14 protein-coding genes and 2 pseudogenes are annotated in these 16905 nt (G+C 69.2%); 14 read left to right on the forward strand and 2 right to left on the reverse strand.

Annotated features, from left to right (window positions below):
- Positions 1-29 precede the first annotated feature (29 nt).
- Positions 30-1127, forward strand: a complete 1098-nt coding sequence (locus ACQEXA_RS12640) for an integrase core domain-containing protein (protein ID WP_432934819.1) — start codon at positions 30-32, stop codon at positions 1125-1127.
- 342 nt (positions 1128-1469) lie between these two features.
- Here the strand turns inward: ACQEXA_RS12640 and recD2 are convergent, their stop codons facing one another.
- On the reverse strand, positions 1470-3788 hold the full coding sequence (recD2, locus tag ACQEXA_RS12645) for an SF1B family DNA helicase RecD2 (protein ID WP_432934818.1): 2319 nt from the start codon (positions 3786-3788) through the stop codon (positions 1470-1472).
- A 314-nt stretch (positions 3789-4102) separates the two neighbouring features.
- Between recD2 and ACQEXA_RS12650 the strand changes: the two genes are divergently transcribed.
- The 11 genes and pseudogenes from ACQEXA_RS12650 (at position 4103) to ACQEXA_RS12700 (ending at position 13694) form a co-directional block, all read left to right on the forward strand.
- A complete protein-coding gene (locus tag ACQEXA_RS12650) occupies positions 4103-6394 on the forward strand; it encodes a 2OG-Fe(II) oxygenase (protein WP_432934817.1) in 2292 nt (763 codons plus the stop codon).
- A gap of 74 nt (positions 6395-6468) precedes the next feature.
- Entirely contained in the window at positions 6469-8112 is a 1644-nt protein-coding gene (locus ACQEXA_RS12655; RefSeq protein ID WP_433129857.1) for a plasmid pRiA4b ORF-3 family protein, read from the forward strand.
- Between the two features lie 470 nt (positions 8113-8582).
- Positions 8583-9285, forward strand: a pseudogene (locus tag ACQEXA_RS12660) (integrase core domain-containing protein).
- Positions 9286-9686: 401 nt separating this feature from the next.
- Positions 9687-9812, forward strand: a pseudogene (locus ACQEXA_RS12665) (ParA family protein); the annotation flags it as partial.
- A 79-nt stretch (positions 9813-9891) separates the two neighbouring features.
- Positions 9892-10611 (forward strand): hypothetical protein, encoded by a 720-nt coding sequence (locus tag ACQEXA_RS12670; protein WP_433134832.1) that lies wholly within the window; start codon positions 9892-9894, stop codon positions 10609-10611.
- A 59-nt stretch (positions 10612-10670) separates the two neighbouring features.
- Positions 10671-11738, forward strand: coding sequence for an integrase core domain-containing protein (locus ACQEXA_RS12675; RefSeq protein WP_432934813.1), 1068 nt, complete (start codon positions 10671-10673; stop codon positions 11736-11738).
- Between the two features lie 253 nt (positions 11739-11991).
- Positions 11992-12372, forward strand: coding sequence for a type II toxin-antitoxin system RelE/ParE family toxin (locus ACQEXA_RS12680; RefSeq protein WP_432934812.1), 381 nt, complete (start codon positions 11992-11994; stop codon positions 12370-12372).
- Positions 12369-12707, forward strand: a complete 339-nt coding sequence (locus ACQEXA_RS12685) for a helix-turn-helix domain-containing protein (protein WP_360995129.1) — start codon at positions 12369-12371, stop codon at positions 12705-12707. Before ACQEXA_RS12680 ends, ACQEXA_RS12685 begins: the two co-directional genes overlap by 4 nt.
- Positions 12704-12955: a helix-turn-helix domain-containing protein gene (locus ACQEXA_RS12690; protein ID WP_432939702.1), complete on the forward strand. Its 252-nt coding sequence runs from the start codon at positions 12704-12706 to the stop codon at positions 12953-12955. The genes ACQEXA_RS12685 and ACQEXA_RS12690 overlap by 4 nt, the downstream gene beginning before the upstream one ends.
- Positions 12956-13156: 201 nt before the next feature.
- Positions 13157-13369: a hypothetical protein gene (locus ACQEXA_RS12695; RefSeq protein ID WP_433134541.1), complete on the forward strand. Its 213-nt coding sequence runs from the start codon at positions 13157-13159 to the stop codon at positions 13367-13369.
- Positions 13344-13694 (forward strand): calcium-binding protein, encoded by a 351-nt coding sequence (locus ACQEXA_RS12700; RefSeq protein WP_360995123.1) that lies wholly within the window; start codon positions 13344-13346, stop codon positions 13692-13694. Before ACQEXA_RS12695 ends, ACQEXA_RS12700 begins: the two co-directional genes overlap by 26 nt.
- 11 nt (positions 13695-13705) lie before the next feature.
- Here ACQEXA_RS12700 and ACQEXA_RS12705 read toward each other — a convergent pair whose 3' ends face one another.
- Positions 13706-14410, reverse strand: a complete 705-nt coding sequence (locus ACQEXA_RS12705; protein WP_432934811.1) for a UPF0158 family protein — start codon at positions 14408-14410, stop codon at positions 13706-13708.
- 783 nt (positions 14411-15193) lie between these two features.
- Here ACQEXA_RS12705 and ACQEXA_RS12710 point away from each other — a divergent pair.
- The gene (locus ACQEXA_RS12710; RefSeq protein ID WP_433129860.1) at positions 15194-15640 is read left to right on the forward strand and encodes a hypothetical protein; all 447 of its coding nucleotides are present in this window, start codon (positions 15194-15196) and stop codon (positions 15638-15640) included.
- Positions 15637-16899 (forward strand): hypothetical protein, encoded by a 1263-nt coding sequence (locus tag ACQEXA_RS12715; protein ID WP_433129862.1) that lies wholly within the window; start codon positions 15637-15639, stop codon positions 16897-16899. The genes ACQEXA_RS12710 and ACQEXA_RS12715 overlap by 4 nt, the downstream gene beginning before the upstream one ends.
- The last annotated feature ends 6 nt before the right edge of the window (positions 16900-16905 follow it).

Genomic DNA, 16905 nt, shown 5'->3' on the forward strand with positions numbered 1-16905 from the left:
TGTTCGGTGCTGCGGCAGGATGAGCACTCATGTTCCTTCGTCTCACCTACCTGGCCATCACTAACGCGTTCGCCGCGCTGCGACTGCTGCCGATGAACGACCGCGACAAGAACGCGGAGATTCTCGCCCTACGCCACCAGATCATGGTTCTTGAGCGGCAACTCGGTGCGGACCGGGTGAAGTTCGCCCCGGAGGACCGGGCCTTCCTCGCCGCTCTACTGGTGTCGCTACCGCGCCAGGTTCTGCGTCGGCTCGGGTTGCTGGTCCAACCCGACACCGTGCTGCGATGGCACCGCGACCTGATCAAGCAGCGCCACGCCCGCAACTGTCGACCGAAGAGGCCAGGTCGCCCGCCCACCGTTCGCTCGATCCGCATCCTGATCCTGCGCCTGGTCCGGGAGAACCCGTCGTGGGGCTACCGCAGGGTGCACGGCGAACTCGCCACTCTCGGCATCAAGGTCGCCGCCTCCACCGTCTGGGAGATCCTCAGGACCGAGGGCATCGACCCCGCGCCCGACCGGGCCGCCACGACCTGGGCGGACTTCCTGCGCTCCCAGGCCGACGCCCTCCTGGCCTGCGACTTCATCGAGACCGTCACCCTGACCGGCCGGCGCCAGTACATCCTCGCGGTCATCGAGCACGCCACCCGCCGCATCCGAATCCTGGGCACCACCGCCCATCCCTCTGCGAACTGGGTCGCCCAGGCCGCCCGAAACCTGGTCATGGACCTGGAGGACACCGCAGCCACCGTCACGTACCTGATCCGGGACCGGGACGCGAAGTTCCCGGCGCTCTTCGACCAGATCCTGGGAGCCGCCGGCATCCAGACCGTGCTCACCGGCGTCCGGATCCCGCGCATGAACGCCTTCATGGAGCGCTGGGTCCAGACGTGCCGCCACGAACTCCTGGACCGCACCCTCATCTGGAACGAGCACCACCTGCGCCAAGCCCTCCGCCAGTTCGAGCAGCACCACAACGCGCACCGGCCCCACCAAGCGATGAACCAGGCGGCGCCACTGCGCGCGGTCCCCGAACCGATTGCCGATCTCGGGCAAATTTCCCGTCTGGACATACGCCGCCGAGATCGAATCGGCGGAGTGGTCCACGAGTACTGGCACGCCGCCTGACCTGGTCGGATGAAATATTCGGCAGGCGCACACTTGGCACGCAGGCCCCACGCGCTATCTACACGGGATTGCCGCTAGCTCTCGACCACCGCCGCCTCACCGCCCGCGCGCTCGACATGCTCGGCCCGGACGTCCTTCCATCGCGTGCAACCGGTCACAGTGCGCCCACCTCCTCGTCAGCCCTGTGTCGGCCGGTGATTGAGCGGCGTCCCGGTCCAGCGGCCATCGCGCGAGTCCCCCTCCGTCGACTTCCGTTCAGCAGTGTGACCATCGCCTACGGTGCGGGGAAGAGGGCAGCCGGCCAACACGCTTGTGCGCCCTGCCGGATGGGCCTTTGTGCTCTCAGTCCCAGGCGAGCTGACCGTTCGGTGTCTGGGGTCGCGGCGGCAGAGTTGCGGTGTCGGTGTGGGCGATGCGGTGGGTGAGGGCCGTGTTGCGGCGCTGGGTGCGGTTGTTGGCGACGGCCCGCTCGACGGCTTCGCGCTGGCCGATCAGCATGACGCCGTCGCGGGCGCGGGTGACGGCGGTGTAGAGCAGGTTACGCTGAAGCAACATCATCCCGGCCGCGTTGATCACGGGGATGACGACGTACGGGTACTCGCTGCCCTGGGAGCGGTGGACGGTCAGGGCGTAGGCGTGGACCAGTTCGTCGAGGTCGGTGAAGGGGTAGGTGGCCGTCTCGCCGCCGGGGAAGGTGACCGTGAGCTGGTGGGCTTCGACGTCGACGCCGGTGACGGTGCCACTGCTGCCGTTGAAAACGCCTGTGTCGCCGCGGTGCGGGTTGTTGCGGACCTGTTGAACGCGGTCGCCGAGGCGGAAGGCGCATCCGTCGTGGAAGTGCTGTGGCTTGTGGTCGGCGGGTGGGTTGAGACGCTGCTGGAGGCGCAGGTTGAGATCAGTCATGCCTGCGAGGTTCTTCTTGCCCGGGCATAGGACCTGGATATCCTCGGCCCGGACCTCGAGGTGCTTCGGCATGACGTCGCAGACCAGCTCCACAACGCGCTGGGCGATGTCCTCCGCGCCCGGGATGGGCCGGTTCCAGAAGGCTCTGGGGTCGTCCTCAGGCAGGTCGCCGCGCAGGATGCGGTGGGCGTTGATCACAATCGCGGCGCTGTCGTCGTGCTGGCGGAAGACCTTGGTCAGCCGGGTGCGCGGGATTGCGTCCACCTCAAGCAGGTCGCGCAGGACGCGTCCGGGGCCGACGCTAGGCAGCTGGTCGGTGTCGCCGACCAGCACCAGGTGGCAGCCCTCGCGGACGGCGGCGAAGAGCTTTCGGGCCAGGGCGAGGTCGAGCATGGAGGTCTCATCGATGACGACCAGATCGGCGGTATCCAGGATGCTGGCGTGGTCGAAGAGGGAGTCCCCGTCGGGTGGCCGGATGAGGCGGTGCACGGTCATCGCAGCCTGTCCGCAGGTCTCTTCCAGACGCTTGGCGGCCTTCCCGGTCGGCGCGGCCAGGGCGACGACCGCCCCGGCTTCGTCAGCCACCTCCACAAGGGTGCGCAGGGTGTGGGTCTTGCCGCAGCCCGGGCCGCCGGTGAGCACGGAGAGGGACCGGGTGAGCGCGGTGTGGATCGCCTGATACTGCTCCTCGGTCAGCCCGGCCGTCTCCGCCGTGGTCAGCGCGGTCAACCGCTGCCCCCAGTCCGCGAGGTCGGCCAGGGCGGGCGCGGAGCCGAGCAGGCGGCGCACGTGCCAGGCGAGCTGGGTCTCGTCGCGATGCCGGCGCGCGAGCAGGGCGATCTCGGTGTCCGCCACCGCGTCGGTGCCGTCCATCACGGGTAGCGGTAGCCTCTCGGTGACCACCTCACCCTGCCCGGACAGCGTCTGCAGGGCGTGGCGCAGGACTGCGTCGTCGAGGATCTCCGCGGTGGCCGGGTCGTCGTCAGACAGCAGCTGGCGGGTGCGGGCGAGCAGGACGTGGACGGGCAGGTGGCAGTGGCCCTGGCCGCCGGCCTGGTCCAGCTCATGCAGCAGCGCGGCCTGGAGCCGTTCCTCGCTGTGCTTGGGGACCCCGACGGCGAGGGCGATCTTGTCGGCGTTGACGAAGCCGACGCCATACACGTCCTGGCATAGTCGGTAGGGGCTCCGGCGGACGACATCGATCGGGTCGTCGTCGGTGTCGGCGTACGTGGTGTAGATCTTCACCGCCAACCCGGGAGTGATCCCCAACTGCTGCAGGAACATCATGATCTCGGCGATGGCCTTCTGTTCCTGCCAGGCTGCCATGATCCGCCCGAGCCGGATCTCACCGATGTTGTGGACATTCAGCAGCCGCTCCGGCTCGGCGTCGATGACCTTCAACGTCTGTTCGCGGAAGGTGTCCACGATCGCCGCCGCCAGGGCCGGCCCGATCCCGCGGATCATGCCCGAGGCAAGGTAGAGGCGGATCGCCCGCTCGTCGGCTGGCACCGTACGCTCACAGCGTCCGGCTCTGAACTGTCGCCCGTAGCGCGGATGGTGGGCCCACGATCCGCGCAAGCGCAGGCTCTCTCCTGGCTGGACCCCGAAGAGCGCCTTGCCGACCGCGGTGACGCTCTCCCCACCGTCCCCCGTGGACGTCAGCCGAAGCACCGTGCGCTCGTCGTAACTGACGTGCAGCAGGTGATCGACCACGCCCTCGATCACGTCGTCGACGTCCAGCGGAACGTGATGGGCCACGTGCTTGTCTCCCAAGGCCAGGGCCGGTACGGCGCCGGATCACGCCGTGCTGTGGTGCGGCAAGGCCAGCATGACCTCAGCGCTGTGGTTTGTCGCGCAACTGAAAGATGCAGCTCACCGAAACGAGCGACCGGCCCACGCGAACCGACAGCGCCTGCGAAGCAGCAGGCACCGCGCCCGTACCACTGCCCCCTGGGTCGGACAGGGCCCGGAACCGGGAAACCGCTGGTCAGACCCGTTCTCATCTGGCTGGTACCCCGCCGCCGATAGAGTGACACCCCGGCAGGTGCGGGGCAGATGGGAGTGAGGGGCGCATGGCGAAGACCGCGAGGGAACGGCTGGCGGAGCTGCTGGGCGGCTCCGCGCCGACGGGATCGTTCAGCGCTCAGCTGTCGGCACCGGCGGACCTTCTCCACCTCGTGGTGTCCGGCGTCGGTCCGGTGAGGCTTCCGCTGCGCGCGCCCCTGGCGAAGAAGCTGATCGCGGTGGCGCGGCCGGCGAAGTTCGGGCGAGGAGAGGAGACGCTGGCCGATGCGAGCGTCCGGGACACCTGGGAGCTGACCCCGGATCAGATCACGCTGGGGGGGACCGGCTGGCCCGCACTGCTCGACCGTGCGCTGGAACACTTCCGTGGCGGTCTCGGGCTTCCGCGCGGGTCTCGTCTCCGTGCCGAACTGCACTCGATGCTGGTGTACGGCAAGGGGCAGTTCTTCCTCCCCCACCAGGATTCGGAGAAGGACGACGCGATGGTGGGCACCCTGGTGGTGTCCCTGCCTTCGGCGCACACCGGCGGGGAACTGGTCGTCGAGCACGGCGGGGAGAGCATCGCGTACCAAGCATCGAAGGACGAGCTGACCCTCATCGCGTTCTACGCCGACTGCCGTCACCAAGTGACTCCGGTCAGGTCCGGTTACCGGGAGACCCTCACCTTCAACCTGCTCGCCGACGCCGGTTCCCCGCCCGTGGAGGCCGGCCCCGCTGCCGAGTCGGCGCGCTGCCTGACCGGGCACTTCAGCACGCCAGTCACCCCGCGATACTCACGCCGCGTCCTGCCCCCGCCGAACCGGCTGGTCTTCCTCCTCGACCACGAGTACACCCAGCGGGGCCTGAACTGGCAGCGCCTCAAGGGCGCCGACGCGGAGCGCGCCGCGCTGCTGCGCGCGGCAGCGGAGCAGGCCGGATGCGAGACGGTGCTGGCACTCGCCGAGGTGAAGGAGACATGGGACGCTCTGCCCTCCGGCAGCGGCCCATGGGACGACGACTACTACTACGAGGACGAAGAGGAAGAGGAGGACGACACCGGCGACGGCCCGAACGAGGATCCCGATGACTACGAACTCAACGAGCTGATCGATGACGAGATCACCCTCGACTGGTGGACCAGCCAGGACGGTACCGGCGGTGAACCGATCTCGCTGCGCGTCAGCGACGACGAGGTGTGTGCCGCCACCCCGAACGCGGGCCTGACTCCCTACCAGTCCGAGTACGAGGGCTACATGGGCAACTATGGCAACACACTGGACCGGTGGTACCGGCGGGCCGCGGTCGTCGTGTGGCCGCGCGAGAGGGCGTTCGCGGCGCGTGCCGAGGGCGGGTCCCGGTGGGCCCTGCGTGACCTCCGTGACCGCATCGACGCCGGAGACCTGCCGGGCGCACGTGACGCGGCACAGTCGCTCGCACCGTTTTGGTCCCAGCTGGAAACGAAGGCAGGACTGCTTCCGGCAGCCCTGGATGTGGCAGTGGGCCTGGATGCCGCCGGGACTGCGGCGATGCTGCTTGAACCGTTCCGTGTGGAGCTGCTGGCGCAGGATCACGCGGCCGGGCTGGCGGCGGCAGCCGAACTGTACGGCGAGCAGTGGACGGGGACCGTCGTCGACGGGTGGTTTGGGCCGAAGCGCGACCCGTACGGATCCGACCTGTCCGAGTGGGCCGACACCACGCTGCCGGGGCTGTGCGGGGCGCTGCGTGCCACCGGGAGCCCGCACGTGGCACAGCTCCTGGCCGCCGGGGCCTGGGGCTGGCTGTACAGCCGGCTCCGGCTCTGGACCACCACCGCCCACCGCGATGTCCGCCGGCGACAGCTGGAGATCCTGAGCTCGCCCTTGGCGCGGCTGCTGGAAGCGGCCGACGACACCCTGTACGACGAGATCACGGGAACGCTGCGCGAGTGCGCGGACACCGTACTGGAGTGTCTGATGCCGGCGCTGCGCCTGGCGGACGCGCGCGGGGCGACGGGGCTCGACCAGGTCGCCCGGGACTGCGCGGAGCGGCTCGGCAGGATCGCCGCGACGCCGCCGCGCGACGAAGACGACTGGTCGATCGAATGGACCGGGTGCGGGTGCGACCGCTGCGACCGGCTGGGGACGTTTCTCGGCTCACGGACACAGCGGACCTTGGAGTGGCCGCTGGCGAAAGACGGACGGCGGCACGTGCACTCCCGGATCGACGCGGCGGAGCTGCCGGTGCGCCACCAGACCCGACGGCAGGGGCGGCCCTACACCCTGGTGCTGACCAAGACCGACACGCTGTTCACCAGCGCCGCGCACGCACGCGACGAGGCCGCGGCCGACCTGGCATGGCTGACAGCGACTCGGCGCACGGCGTGAGCGGGAACGGGCCGCCGTCACGCCGGACGGGTAACGCCCGCACCGCCGTGGTGCGGGCCCGTTAGGCTGCCGCGGTGACCACGTCAACGTCCCCGTCACCCGCGCTCGCCCTCGCGGCTAGCTCCTGCCGGCTGGCCGCGCGCGCCCGAACCCTCGCCGCCTGGCTCGGTCCGGGACGGGCACTGACCCCGACGGGCATGCCGAAACCCTCCGACGCCCCCGCGGCCGCCGCCGCACTGGGCATCCCCGCGCCAGGCCGGGTACGTCGTGCCGCCGACATTCCCGAGCTCGGCATGGTGTGGAGCTTCGCCCGCGCGGGCGGTTTCGTGATCGTCGACCGCGGACGGGGCCGCGCCGCCGCAGCGGAGTCGGACTGGCCGAAGCCGCCGCCGCAGACCGTGGTGCGACGCTGGCTCGACGCCCTGTCGGCAGCTATCCCCTTCGGCGCGGGCACAGAACGGCCGCGCGACGACGACGAGCACGCCACCTGCATCGCCGTCCTGCTGTTCGCCTTGTCCACCGCCGATGACCCCGGGGACGCGGGTTGCGTCAGCGCCCGCATCCTCGAGATGACGCGCGGCGGCCAGTGGCCGTTGTCCTGGCGCTGCTCCTTTCTCTGGACTCAGGAAGAGCACGAGTTTGAGCAGCTCCGCACCTTCCTCGTCGACGCGGGGGCGGCTGATAGCAACCGCGGCCTCACCCCGCTCGGAAGCTGGGCACTGGAGCAGCTACGCCCGGCACAGATCACACCGCCGATGAGCACCACCGACCTGCTGGGAGAGCTTCAGCGCCGCCCGCTCCGCGATCCCTACCCGGCGATCTGGCCATGGATCGAGGTCCAGGGCCCCGACACCGCGCTGCAAGGCCTGCTCGCCGAAGCCGGCCGGGCGGACACCCCGCGGCGCAGACTCGCCCTCGAACTCGCCGCCCAACTCCCCGTGGTTTCCGACGAGCCGTGGCACCGAGCCACCGCCCACCCGGTCCTCGGCCCCCCGGCCCGCCGAGTACTGTGGGACGACGACCCCACGCAGCAGGCACTCAGCCCACAGGACCTGCTCTGGCTGGCGGTCGACGAGTGCGCCGCGGCCTGGCTCGGCGACGACCCGGCACGCTTGCTCGAACGGTTCCACGACCTGCCGGGCGCCACCGGACCCGAGCGCCTGACCGCCCTGCACGGCAGCGACCACCCCGATGCCGCGGCCCTCGCCGACCATCTGGCGCGCAGCGGCGCCGAACAATCACAGCCCAGCGTGTACCAACTCAAGATCTCCCTGACCGGCTGGGGTGTATGGCGGCGGGTCCTGGTACGTCCCACCCTCACCCTCGGCGACCTGCACGAGGTCATCCGGACCGTCCTGGACTGGGACGACGACCACCTGCACCTCTTCCAAGGACCCGACCGCCGCACCTACGCCCCCCACTGGTGCGACCTGGACGTCGACGACGAGGACACCGTCCTCGTCGTCGACGCGTTCCCCCGAAAAGGCAGCATCATGGGCTACACCTACGACCTCGGCGAATGCTGGCGCCACGAGATCACCTACCAGAAGACCCTCGCCGGCGGACCCGGCACGGCACACCCGGTGTGCACGGCAGGGCACGGCGACAGCCCGATCGAGGACTCCCTGCCCGAGAACGAAGATGGGACGTACCCCACCGCGCCGTTCGCGATCGACGACATCAACGAGTGCCTGATCCGGGTGTTCTCACCCAACTGATACCGGGTCAACGAACGCGCTGGGCGGCCAGGCCGCGATAGCACGATGCCCGGCCACCTCCTCGACGAGGAGGGCGGCTGACCGCACACCGGGCTACCGCACCCCGGGCCGCCCCCGTCCGCGCTCGGGGCTCGGGGCTCGGGGCTCGGGGCTCGGCCTGGAGCCGGTAGCGCATCGGATACAGCAATTGCTTCATTTTGAGTGAAGCAAACGCCGTGCAGGCATATTCGGGTGAATCCCAGTCGTCGACGCGAACCTCGAGCAAGTCACGGACCATGTGCTCGACGGCGCGCCTCCCTCTCGCGCCACCCGGAACGGATGCCCGCAGAGCCCTGAGGACCCCTGCGAGTGCCGATAAATCATCCGGCCAGGTCAGGAGCTTGATCGTCGATGGCGTGGTCCTCTGCTACCGCGCAGTTCGCACCCGTGTTGTTCACGTGGACGGCAGTCGGGCGGCATCATGATCTGTCGTGCTGCTGCGCCTGGCCTACGCCGCCGTGACCAACACCTTCGCGCTGCTGCGGCTGCTGCCGCCGATGAGCGAGCGGGATAAAGGCATCGAGATCCTCGTGCTGCGGCACCAGCTGCAGGTCCTGCAGCGTCAAGCCGGCAAGCCCGCGTTCACCGTCACCGACCGCGCAATACTCGCCAGCCTGCTCCACCACCTTCCGATGGACAAGCTGCGCCAACTCCCGCTGCTGGTCCGCCCGGACACGATCTTGCGCTGGCATCGCGACCTGCTCAAACGGCGCCATGCCGCGACCTGCGCACCACCTGGAGGCCGCGGGCGCAAGGGCGCAGTTCCTGATCCGTGACCGGGACTCGAAGTTCACCGCGGCGTTCGACGCTGTGTTGCAGGACGCGGGCCTGCGCGTGGTGACCTGTGGCATCCGAATGCCCCGCATGAACTCCATCATGGAGCGCTGGGTACAGACCTGTCGGCGCGAGCTGCTGGACCGCACCCTCATATGGAACCAGCGCCACCTGCTCCACGCCCTGTCCGAGTTCGAGTCGTTCTACAACGGCCATCGACCGCACCGGACCCTGGGTCAAGCTGCTCCGCTCCGCCCACTGCCCGAACCGACCAGCACTCCAGGAAAGATCGCACCCCTTGACCTATACCGACGAGATCGGCTCGGCGGAACCCTCCACGAGTACCAACATGCCGCCTGAGCAGGCTGGATGATCAATCGGCACCCGCAGAGTTGACGGCCAACGATACGGTTGTGATCGTGCAAGGACCGGTCCGGCTGCGAATTGACAGGCCGATCAATGAGTGGACGCTGAGCTGAATATCTGGCGCCGGGGGCTGCGAGTGCCGGACAACCGCCCGTCACAGATGGGGCGTCGACATTGCCTTAGCTGATTATCTCATCTGAGTCTGCGGTTCCTGAGACACCCTCAGGTAGCATCCCTCTCGAGCTGCCGGTAGGGCCATCCAGGCCTCGGCTCACGCTTGGCATCGACGGCTTGGACATCGATGGCACGGGCGACAGCGACACCTGGAGTGCGCCGGGCCGCGGTGAGCGAGACGACCGCCTCTGGGCGGAATACGGCAGTTCGGAGACGGAGCGATGACTGACAGAAACAGCGGAACCATCGTCACCTTCTACTCCTACAAGGGCGGGACCGGACGCACCATGGCCCTCGCCAACGTGGCGTGGATCATCGCGTCCTCGGGACGCCGCGTTCTGGTGGTCGACTGGGATCTCGAGGCACCCGGGCTGGATCGCTTCCTCCATCCCTTCTTGGAGGGCCGGAGAATCCAGACCACGCCGGGTGTGCAATCTGATCACCGACTACGGTCAGGCCGTCACAGAAGGACGTGCCCGTTCCGATTCGCCGCTCAACGACCCGTCCGGGGATCGACTGGCCTGGATCAGCGGGCAGGCTCGAACCAGCCACGCCGTGATTCCGGTGGACTGGCGATTCCCCTTGGGCGGTCGGCTCGACTACATCTCCGCCGGGCGGCAGAACCGCAACTATTCCGCGGCGTTCTCTCATTTCGACTGGAACACCTTCTACGACGAGATGTTCGGCGGGGAGTATCTGGATGAGCTTCGCCGGGAGTTCCGCCGCGACTACGATTACGTGCTGATCGACAGCCGCACCGGACTCAGCGACGTCGCGGACATCTGCACCATCCACCTTCCCGACGTGCTCGTCGACTGCTTCACCCTCAACGACCAGAGCATCGACGGCGCGGTGGCAGTGGCCCGCCGCGTGCAGGACATCCACAGCGACCGGGGAATGCGCGTCCTCCCCGTACCGATGCGCGTCGAAGACGCCGAACTCGATCGCCTGGCGGCCGCTCGGGACCAGATACGACTCCAGTTCGACCGGATCATCGCCTCCCACAACGGCCGAAACCCGAAGCAGTACTGGAGCGAGGTGGAGGTCCCGTACACGCCGTTCTACGCCTACGAGGAAACCCTCGCCACCTTCCGGGACGTCGCGGGCAGCCCCGCCTCCTTGCTGGCGCGTACCGCCTCAGAATAGCTGCACACCCTGTGACCTGGGACAACGTTCCGCGGGCCGATCGGGCACCATCGGACCTTGTGCTCGTACGAATGCTCTACCTGATTGCCACGCGGATCTTCGCGTGGCTGGTCCTACTGTCCCGATCCTCTGGGGCGAAGGAGGCCGAGATACTGATCTTGCGACATGAGGTCGCGGTACTGCGCCGGCAGGTCGCAGCCCCCAAACCCAGCTGGCCCGACCGAGCACTGCTCACCACCTTCGCCCGACTCCTCCCGCGGGCGCTGCGCCGGCATCGGATCGTCTCCCCGCGCACCCTCCTGGCCTGGCACCAGCGTCTGATCAAGGACAAGTGGACACAACCCGCCTCACCGGGACGTCCACCGATACCCGACAAGCTGCACGACCTGATCATCAGGCTCGGCGCCGAGAACCCACGGTGGGGCTTCCGACGCGTCCACGGCGAACTCTGCCGCCTCGGGCACAAGGTCAGCCCGGCCGCCGTCCGCCGCATCCTGCGCGCCGCCGGCCTCGGACCGGCACCGCGCCGACAATCGGTGCGCGGTGAATGGGCAGCCTTCCTCAAGACCCACGCCCACGGCCTGCTCGCCACCGACTGCTTCCACGTCGACACCATCAGCCTGCAGCGGCTGTACGCGCTGTTCGTCATGGAGGTCCGCACCCGCACCGTCCACATCCTCGGCGTCACCGCGCACCCCACCGCGGCCTGGGCCACCCAGCAAGCCCGACAGCTGCTCTGGCAACTCGGCCACCGTTCATCAGACTTCACTCACCTGATCCGCGACCGCGACGCGAAGTTCACAGCCAGCTTCGATGCCGTCTTCGCAAGCGAGGGCATCAACGTCACCAAAATCCCTCCGCGCTCCCCCAACTGCAACCCTCACGCCGAGAGGTTCGTACGCTCAGCACGCGAGGAGTGCACCGACCGGCTCCTGATCTTCGACCGCGGCCACGCCGAGAAGGTCCTCAAGGACTACGCGCGCCACTTCAACCGGCATCGGCCGCATCAAGGCCGCGGCCAACTCGCACCCCTGGACGAAACCAACGTCATCCCACTGCCAGCAGCCCGGATCGAACGTCCGCAAGCCGTCGCCGGACTGATCAATGAGTACCACCGAGCCAGCTGACTGTCCGGCAAAGCCGCAGCTCACAGGCTGTGAAGCCATTCTGAAGCGGTACGCCCACTCCGACCTCGTGAGGCCCGGTCTGGCCTCACTCCGGTGCCCCTTGTGTGGCGCGCTGCCCACGGACGCCCCCTCCCAGCATGATCAACCACTGTCCGACGCCCACCCCGGCAAGCGGAAAGATCATCCCGCCTGGGCAGGCGGCATGGGAGCGTCCGGTGGCGTCATCACGGCCGCGCCATATAGCATCGCCGCTATGAGCGAGCGGTACGCGATCGAGATCGAGCCAGAAGTACGGCTGTGGCTCGACAACATTCCCGCTCAGCACTACAGGCAGGCCGAACGCATCGCCGACCTGCTGGCCGAACACCCCACCACGCTCGACGAACCATACTCCCGCCACCTGGCTGGCAAGGTCCGTGAGCTGCGCTTTCGCCTGGGTGACGCACATCAACGCATCACCTACTGGCTTGCACCGAGACAGCGGGTCGTGCTGCTGACGGCGTTCGTCAAGACCAAGATGCGCAAGCAGGCCGAGGTCGAGCGCGCACTGTCCGCGCAGCGACTCTGCGAGGCGGAGCACGAGGCCGCCGCTGAGCACGACCTCTACAGCCGCAACCTGAAGGAGAGCCGGTGAACCACAGCGAATGGCGCACCCGACGCCACCGCCAGATCCTCGGCAACCGCCTCGACGCCGACCCCGAGTACGACCGCGTCTACGAAGAAACGGGGCTGGCCATCACACTCGGCCAGGCCGTGTACGACCGGCGCAAGCAGCTCGGGCTGAGCGAGGCCGACCTCGCCGAGCGCATGCACATCGACACCGCCGAGATCGAGAGCATCGAGACCGGCACCGAACTGCCGCCCATCGCGGTCATCATGCGCCTGGCCCGCGCCCTGGACCTCACCGTGGACATGCACCTGGAGCCCGGCGCCGAGCCCACCGTGACCATCGTCCCGCCGGCTGCCTGACGGAGGCAGCCGTGCAGCCCTCCGAACCCGTCCTCGCGAAACAGCTGGGCCGCCTCGTCCACGACCGGCGCGCCGCCCTCGGACTGTCCCAGGCCGAGCTGGCCGAGCGGTGCGGCATGAAACAGCCACAGATCTCCCGGATCGAAGGCGGCGGCACCGTGCCGACAATCCCTCTGCTACGACGTCTGGCCGACGCCTTGGATGCCGAGTTGACCATCGAGCTCACCCCGCACACTGACGCCGCCTGATCGGCGGCTCGTACCGCTTCAGAATGAATGACTGCACAGCCCGTGGGCTGGGACGAGGCTCCTCGGGGCCAGTAAGGCACCATCGATCCTTGTGCTCGTACGAACGCTCTACCTGATCACTTCGCGGATCTCCGCGTGGCTGGTCCTCAACCAGCCTCACCGGGCCGTCCGCCCGTACACGACGAGCTGCGGGATCTGATCATCCGACTCGACACCGAGAACTCCCGGTGGGGGTTCCGGCGCGTGCGCGGCGAACTGCGGCGCCTCGGGCACAAAATCAGTCCGGCAACCGTCCGCCGCATCCTGCATGCCGCCGTGCGGCCGCAGAGTCGGTACGCGCTACCAGGCAGCACGATCGCCTCGGCACAGGAGAGGAGAGACGGCTGTCATGACCCAGGGCAGAGCGGCCGGTAGTTGGCCGAGGGAGGACGGGCAGCTGAGTGACGCGGAACTCGATGAGCTGGTCGCGCAGGCCACCGTGGACGCCTACGACGACGAGGAGCAGCTCACCGGCCTCTACACGATGCTCGCAGAGCATCTGGCCGTCCCGTTCAAGACGGTCGTTCTCGGGGTCGAGGTCACCGTGAAGAAGGTGGACCTCCTACCCGGCAGCCAGATTGTGGCGGTCTGTACGCGAGGCAGGCACCGGCAGGCGATCGGTATTCTCGACTTTCCGTTGCCGGATCCGGCGCCCGAGGGGGCTGAGTGGATCGAGGCGTACCGGCACTGGGGACCCTGAGGCCACCCCCGTCAGTGGTCGCCCAGTGGCGCTGGCCGGTAGCCCTGATCGGCAAGCCAGGCCCGGGCCCGGCCGTACTGCCGCTCCGCAGCGAACAACCAGTACCGCTGCAGCTGTGCCGGTGAGGTGGCCAGCATGTCCTTGAAGCGGCGGAATGCTCCTGGGCCCTGGATCGCGATGTTGAGGAACCGGGCGAGGTCCTGGTCGTCGAGGGTGGTGATGAAGCCCTCCATGTCGCGGTAGGCGTCGGGTGATCCTTCGCACGGGACAGGGAGCCACCCCTGGGTGCCTTCCGCTTCGTCCTCGTCCCACGACCTCTCGGTGTCCGCGATGGCAGGCCAGCACACTCCAGTCTTCAGGTCGATGCGGCCACCGCCCCAGGCCGGGTCTCCTCCGAGCAGACCGGAGAGTTCCTCCAGATCGACCGGCAGCGGCCGCAACACCAAGACGGCACCGCCGCCCACCGAGTCGAGCTGTTCGGCGAGGACGTCGTCGCCGGGCCAGCCCCGTTCGCGCAGGGTGGACGTGCATGCGATCGCCATCTCCCGGGCGCCAGGCACACCCCGAAAGACGGCTGTGGTGAGTGCGTCTCCGCACTGCTGCAGGACGCCAGCGGGGTCATGCGCACGCAGCAGGGCGAGCAGGGACGGGCCGTCCGCGGTGTGGCAGGCGGCGCGGAGCGCCTTGAGCGCGTGGTCGGTCCATGGCTCGGTCATGCCCGCGAGGCTACGCCGAGGCGCGCTGCGAGCGCCATCGTCTCCGGTGCGACAAAGCGCTGGTGAGCACGGCAGACAAGTCCCCTGGCAGGCGCAGGCCGCCGACGTTCGGCCCGGAGCCGTGGCCTCATCCGGCGCCGTCTGGCGACTGGTCGCACTGGGACGTGTGGTTCGCCGTGGCATGCGCGGTGGACTGCGGCGGCGACTGGGATGCTTTCGATGCGCGTCTGACGCGGGAGCGGTCGGGCGGGGTCATGCACGGGGCGCATCTGGAATCGCTATGGAGTCATCTGCTGGATCTACGGGAGCGTCTTGCAGCAGGCGGGCTCGGAGCGGCCGAGCTGGCCGAGGACGGGGCGCGTGATCCGAAGGTCGTCGCCCCGGCCCGTTCCAAGGTGTGGAAGCAGGCGCTGGAGGGGCGGGCGGAAACGGCGTCCATGCGGTGGACTCCGGGTCGGCGGCTGTCCGAGCGGGCTCTGACTGGGGCGTGGCCGCGCTTCCCTGTGTCGCCGCAGGGTCCGTACGAGCATTCGCCGGGGTTGCGGATCTGGATCGGCATCACGGCCAGTGGGCGACGATGGCGGTGGCAGAGGCTCTGGCCGAAGCCACTGTCGCCCAGGTGGGGGAAGCAGGCGGGGACGCAGCAAGGCTGCCGGCCGTCCGGCGGGCCGCGCTGACGTGCGGCGTGCGGGCGCTGCGGGTGTGCGACGACTCGTGCGGCACGCTGGGCGAGTGGCTGCGCCAGACGGTGGCTGAGTACGCCGCTGTCCCCTGGCGGCAGCGATGCCCCCCGAAGTGTTCTGGCAGGACTTCCTTGAACTCCTTGGTGAGGTCAGTGATGTCGGCGGGACGCACCGGCAGGAGGCCGAGTTGTTCGTGCACGCCGGGGTCGGGGGCGATCTGGACCTGGTGGAGACTCTGGTCTGCGCGCTCCACAACGAGTACGCCTCGGCCCGCTGGGACTTCCGCGCCTGTGAGATCCTGGGCCCTCGCGCCTACCCCCAGGTCGCGGCCGGGGAGGTGGACCGGTTCACTGCCACCGCGACGGTGCTGGGCTCGGAGGACTGGCAACCGCTGGAGGCCATGATCTCCTGCGCCCTGCGGCGCGGTGACGCCGCGACCGCCCATGCCGTGCTCCGGGCGGCGGACCGGCCGGGGTTTCACCGGGGCTGGGTACGGCGCCGGGCCATCGAAGTCGACCAGGATCTCGGCGGGGAAGGACACACATGACGCGTACCGGCCATGGAGGGGATGTGCGGGACCGGCTGCTCGGCTGGCTGCTGCCGGACGGCGGAGCGGCCGGCTCGCTCGCCCAGGAGGACGTGGAGCGGTTCTGCTGGTACGAGCTGCCGGTCAAGTGGATGGCCGAGCCCGCCGAGTACCCGCACATCCTCTCCGCCTTGGCAGAACTTCTCCAGGACGCCGGCCGGTCCCGGGCCGCAGCCGTCTGCACCTCGGAGGGCACCCGCGAGATCCTCGACGCATGGCAGGGCTCGCCCGATAAGGGGCGGGCCGCCCACCTGCGGGCGGTGGATGCCTCCCCGGTGACCCCGCCGGACACCGACCTGCTCACCTGGGGGCCGGTGATGGGCATCCACGAGGCCGTCACCCACAGCAACGCCTCCCGGCTGCTGGAACAGGCGCTGGACGACGGCGCACTGGTGCCTGGCGCCCGCGGCTACGCCACCGCGCGCATCAAACATCTGGAGCGCTGGCTCACCACCCCGCACCCCGCGCACGACGGCCGTACCCCGTTGGACGCCATCCACAGCGAGCGCCGCCGCACCTGGTCCGAGGCCTCGCCCGCCGCCCGGCGCCGTCTGCGCGGCACCGTAATGGACCTGCTGAGCGTGGCGCCCGAGGTGCCCGCCGACACGGCCGAACCCCTGCGCTGGCTCTTGGAGTCGGTCGGCGACGGGGTGACGCTGACCCAGGCCGGCTACCTGCCACGAGCTCTGGTCATCGAGGCTGCCGAACGCTACGACTGGTATCTACCCGGCATGGTGCCGCGCACCGAGTACGACGTCGCCCGCCTCGTCGAACTGCACGAAATGGCCCGCGCGGCGCGGCTGGTCACCAAGCGGCATCGCAAGCTCGCCCTGACCGCCCGCGGTCGGCAACACCTCGTCGACCCGGACCTGTTGCAGGCCACCGCGGCCCGCGCGTGGTTCGGCGACGGTGTCCGAGCCGAGCTCGCCGAAGCCGCCGCCGCGGCCCTGCTCGACGGAGAGGTCACGCTCGACGATCTGGCCGGCGCCGTGCACACCCTGGCCGCCGAGGCGTTCACCCTCGCCGACGGCACGGCGCCACGCCCCGACGACACCCGCCACTTCCTGTGGCAGTGGCTGCGTCCCGGCGAGGCCCTCGGCTTCCTGGCGTACCGCGATCGCCGCCGCTCCACGATCTCCCTCACCCCCACCGGCCGAGCCGCCGTCCTCACCGCACTAGGAGCTCGTGCCCATGCCCCGCGGACCACGCCCTGGGCGTGATCCTCC

Source organism: Streptomyces sp. CA-106110 (assembly GCF_050936285.1).
Taxonomy (GTDB): domain Bacteria; phylum Actinomycetota; class Actinomycetes; order Streptomycetales; family Streptomycetaceae; genus Streptomyces.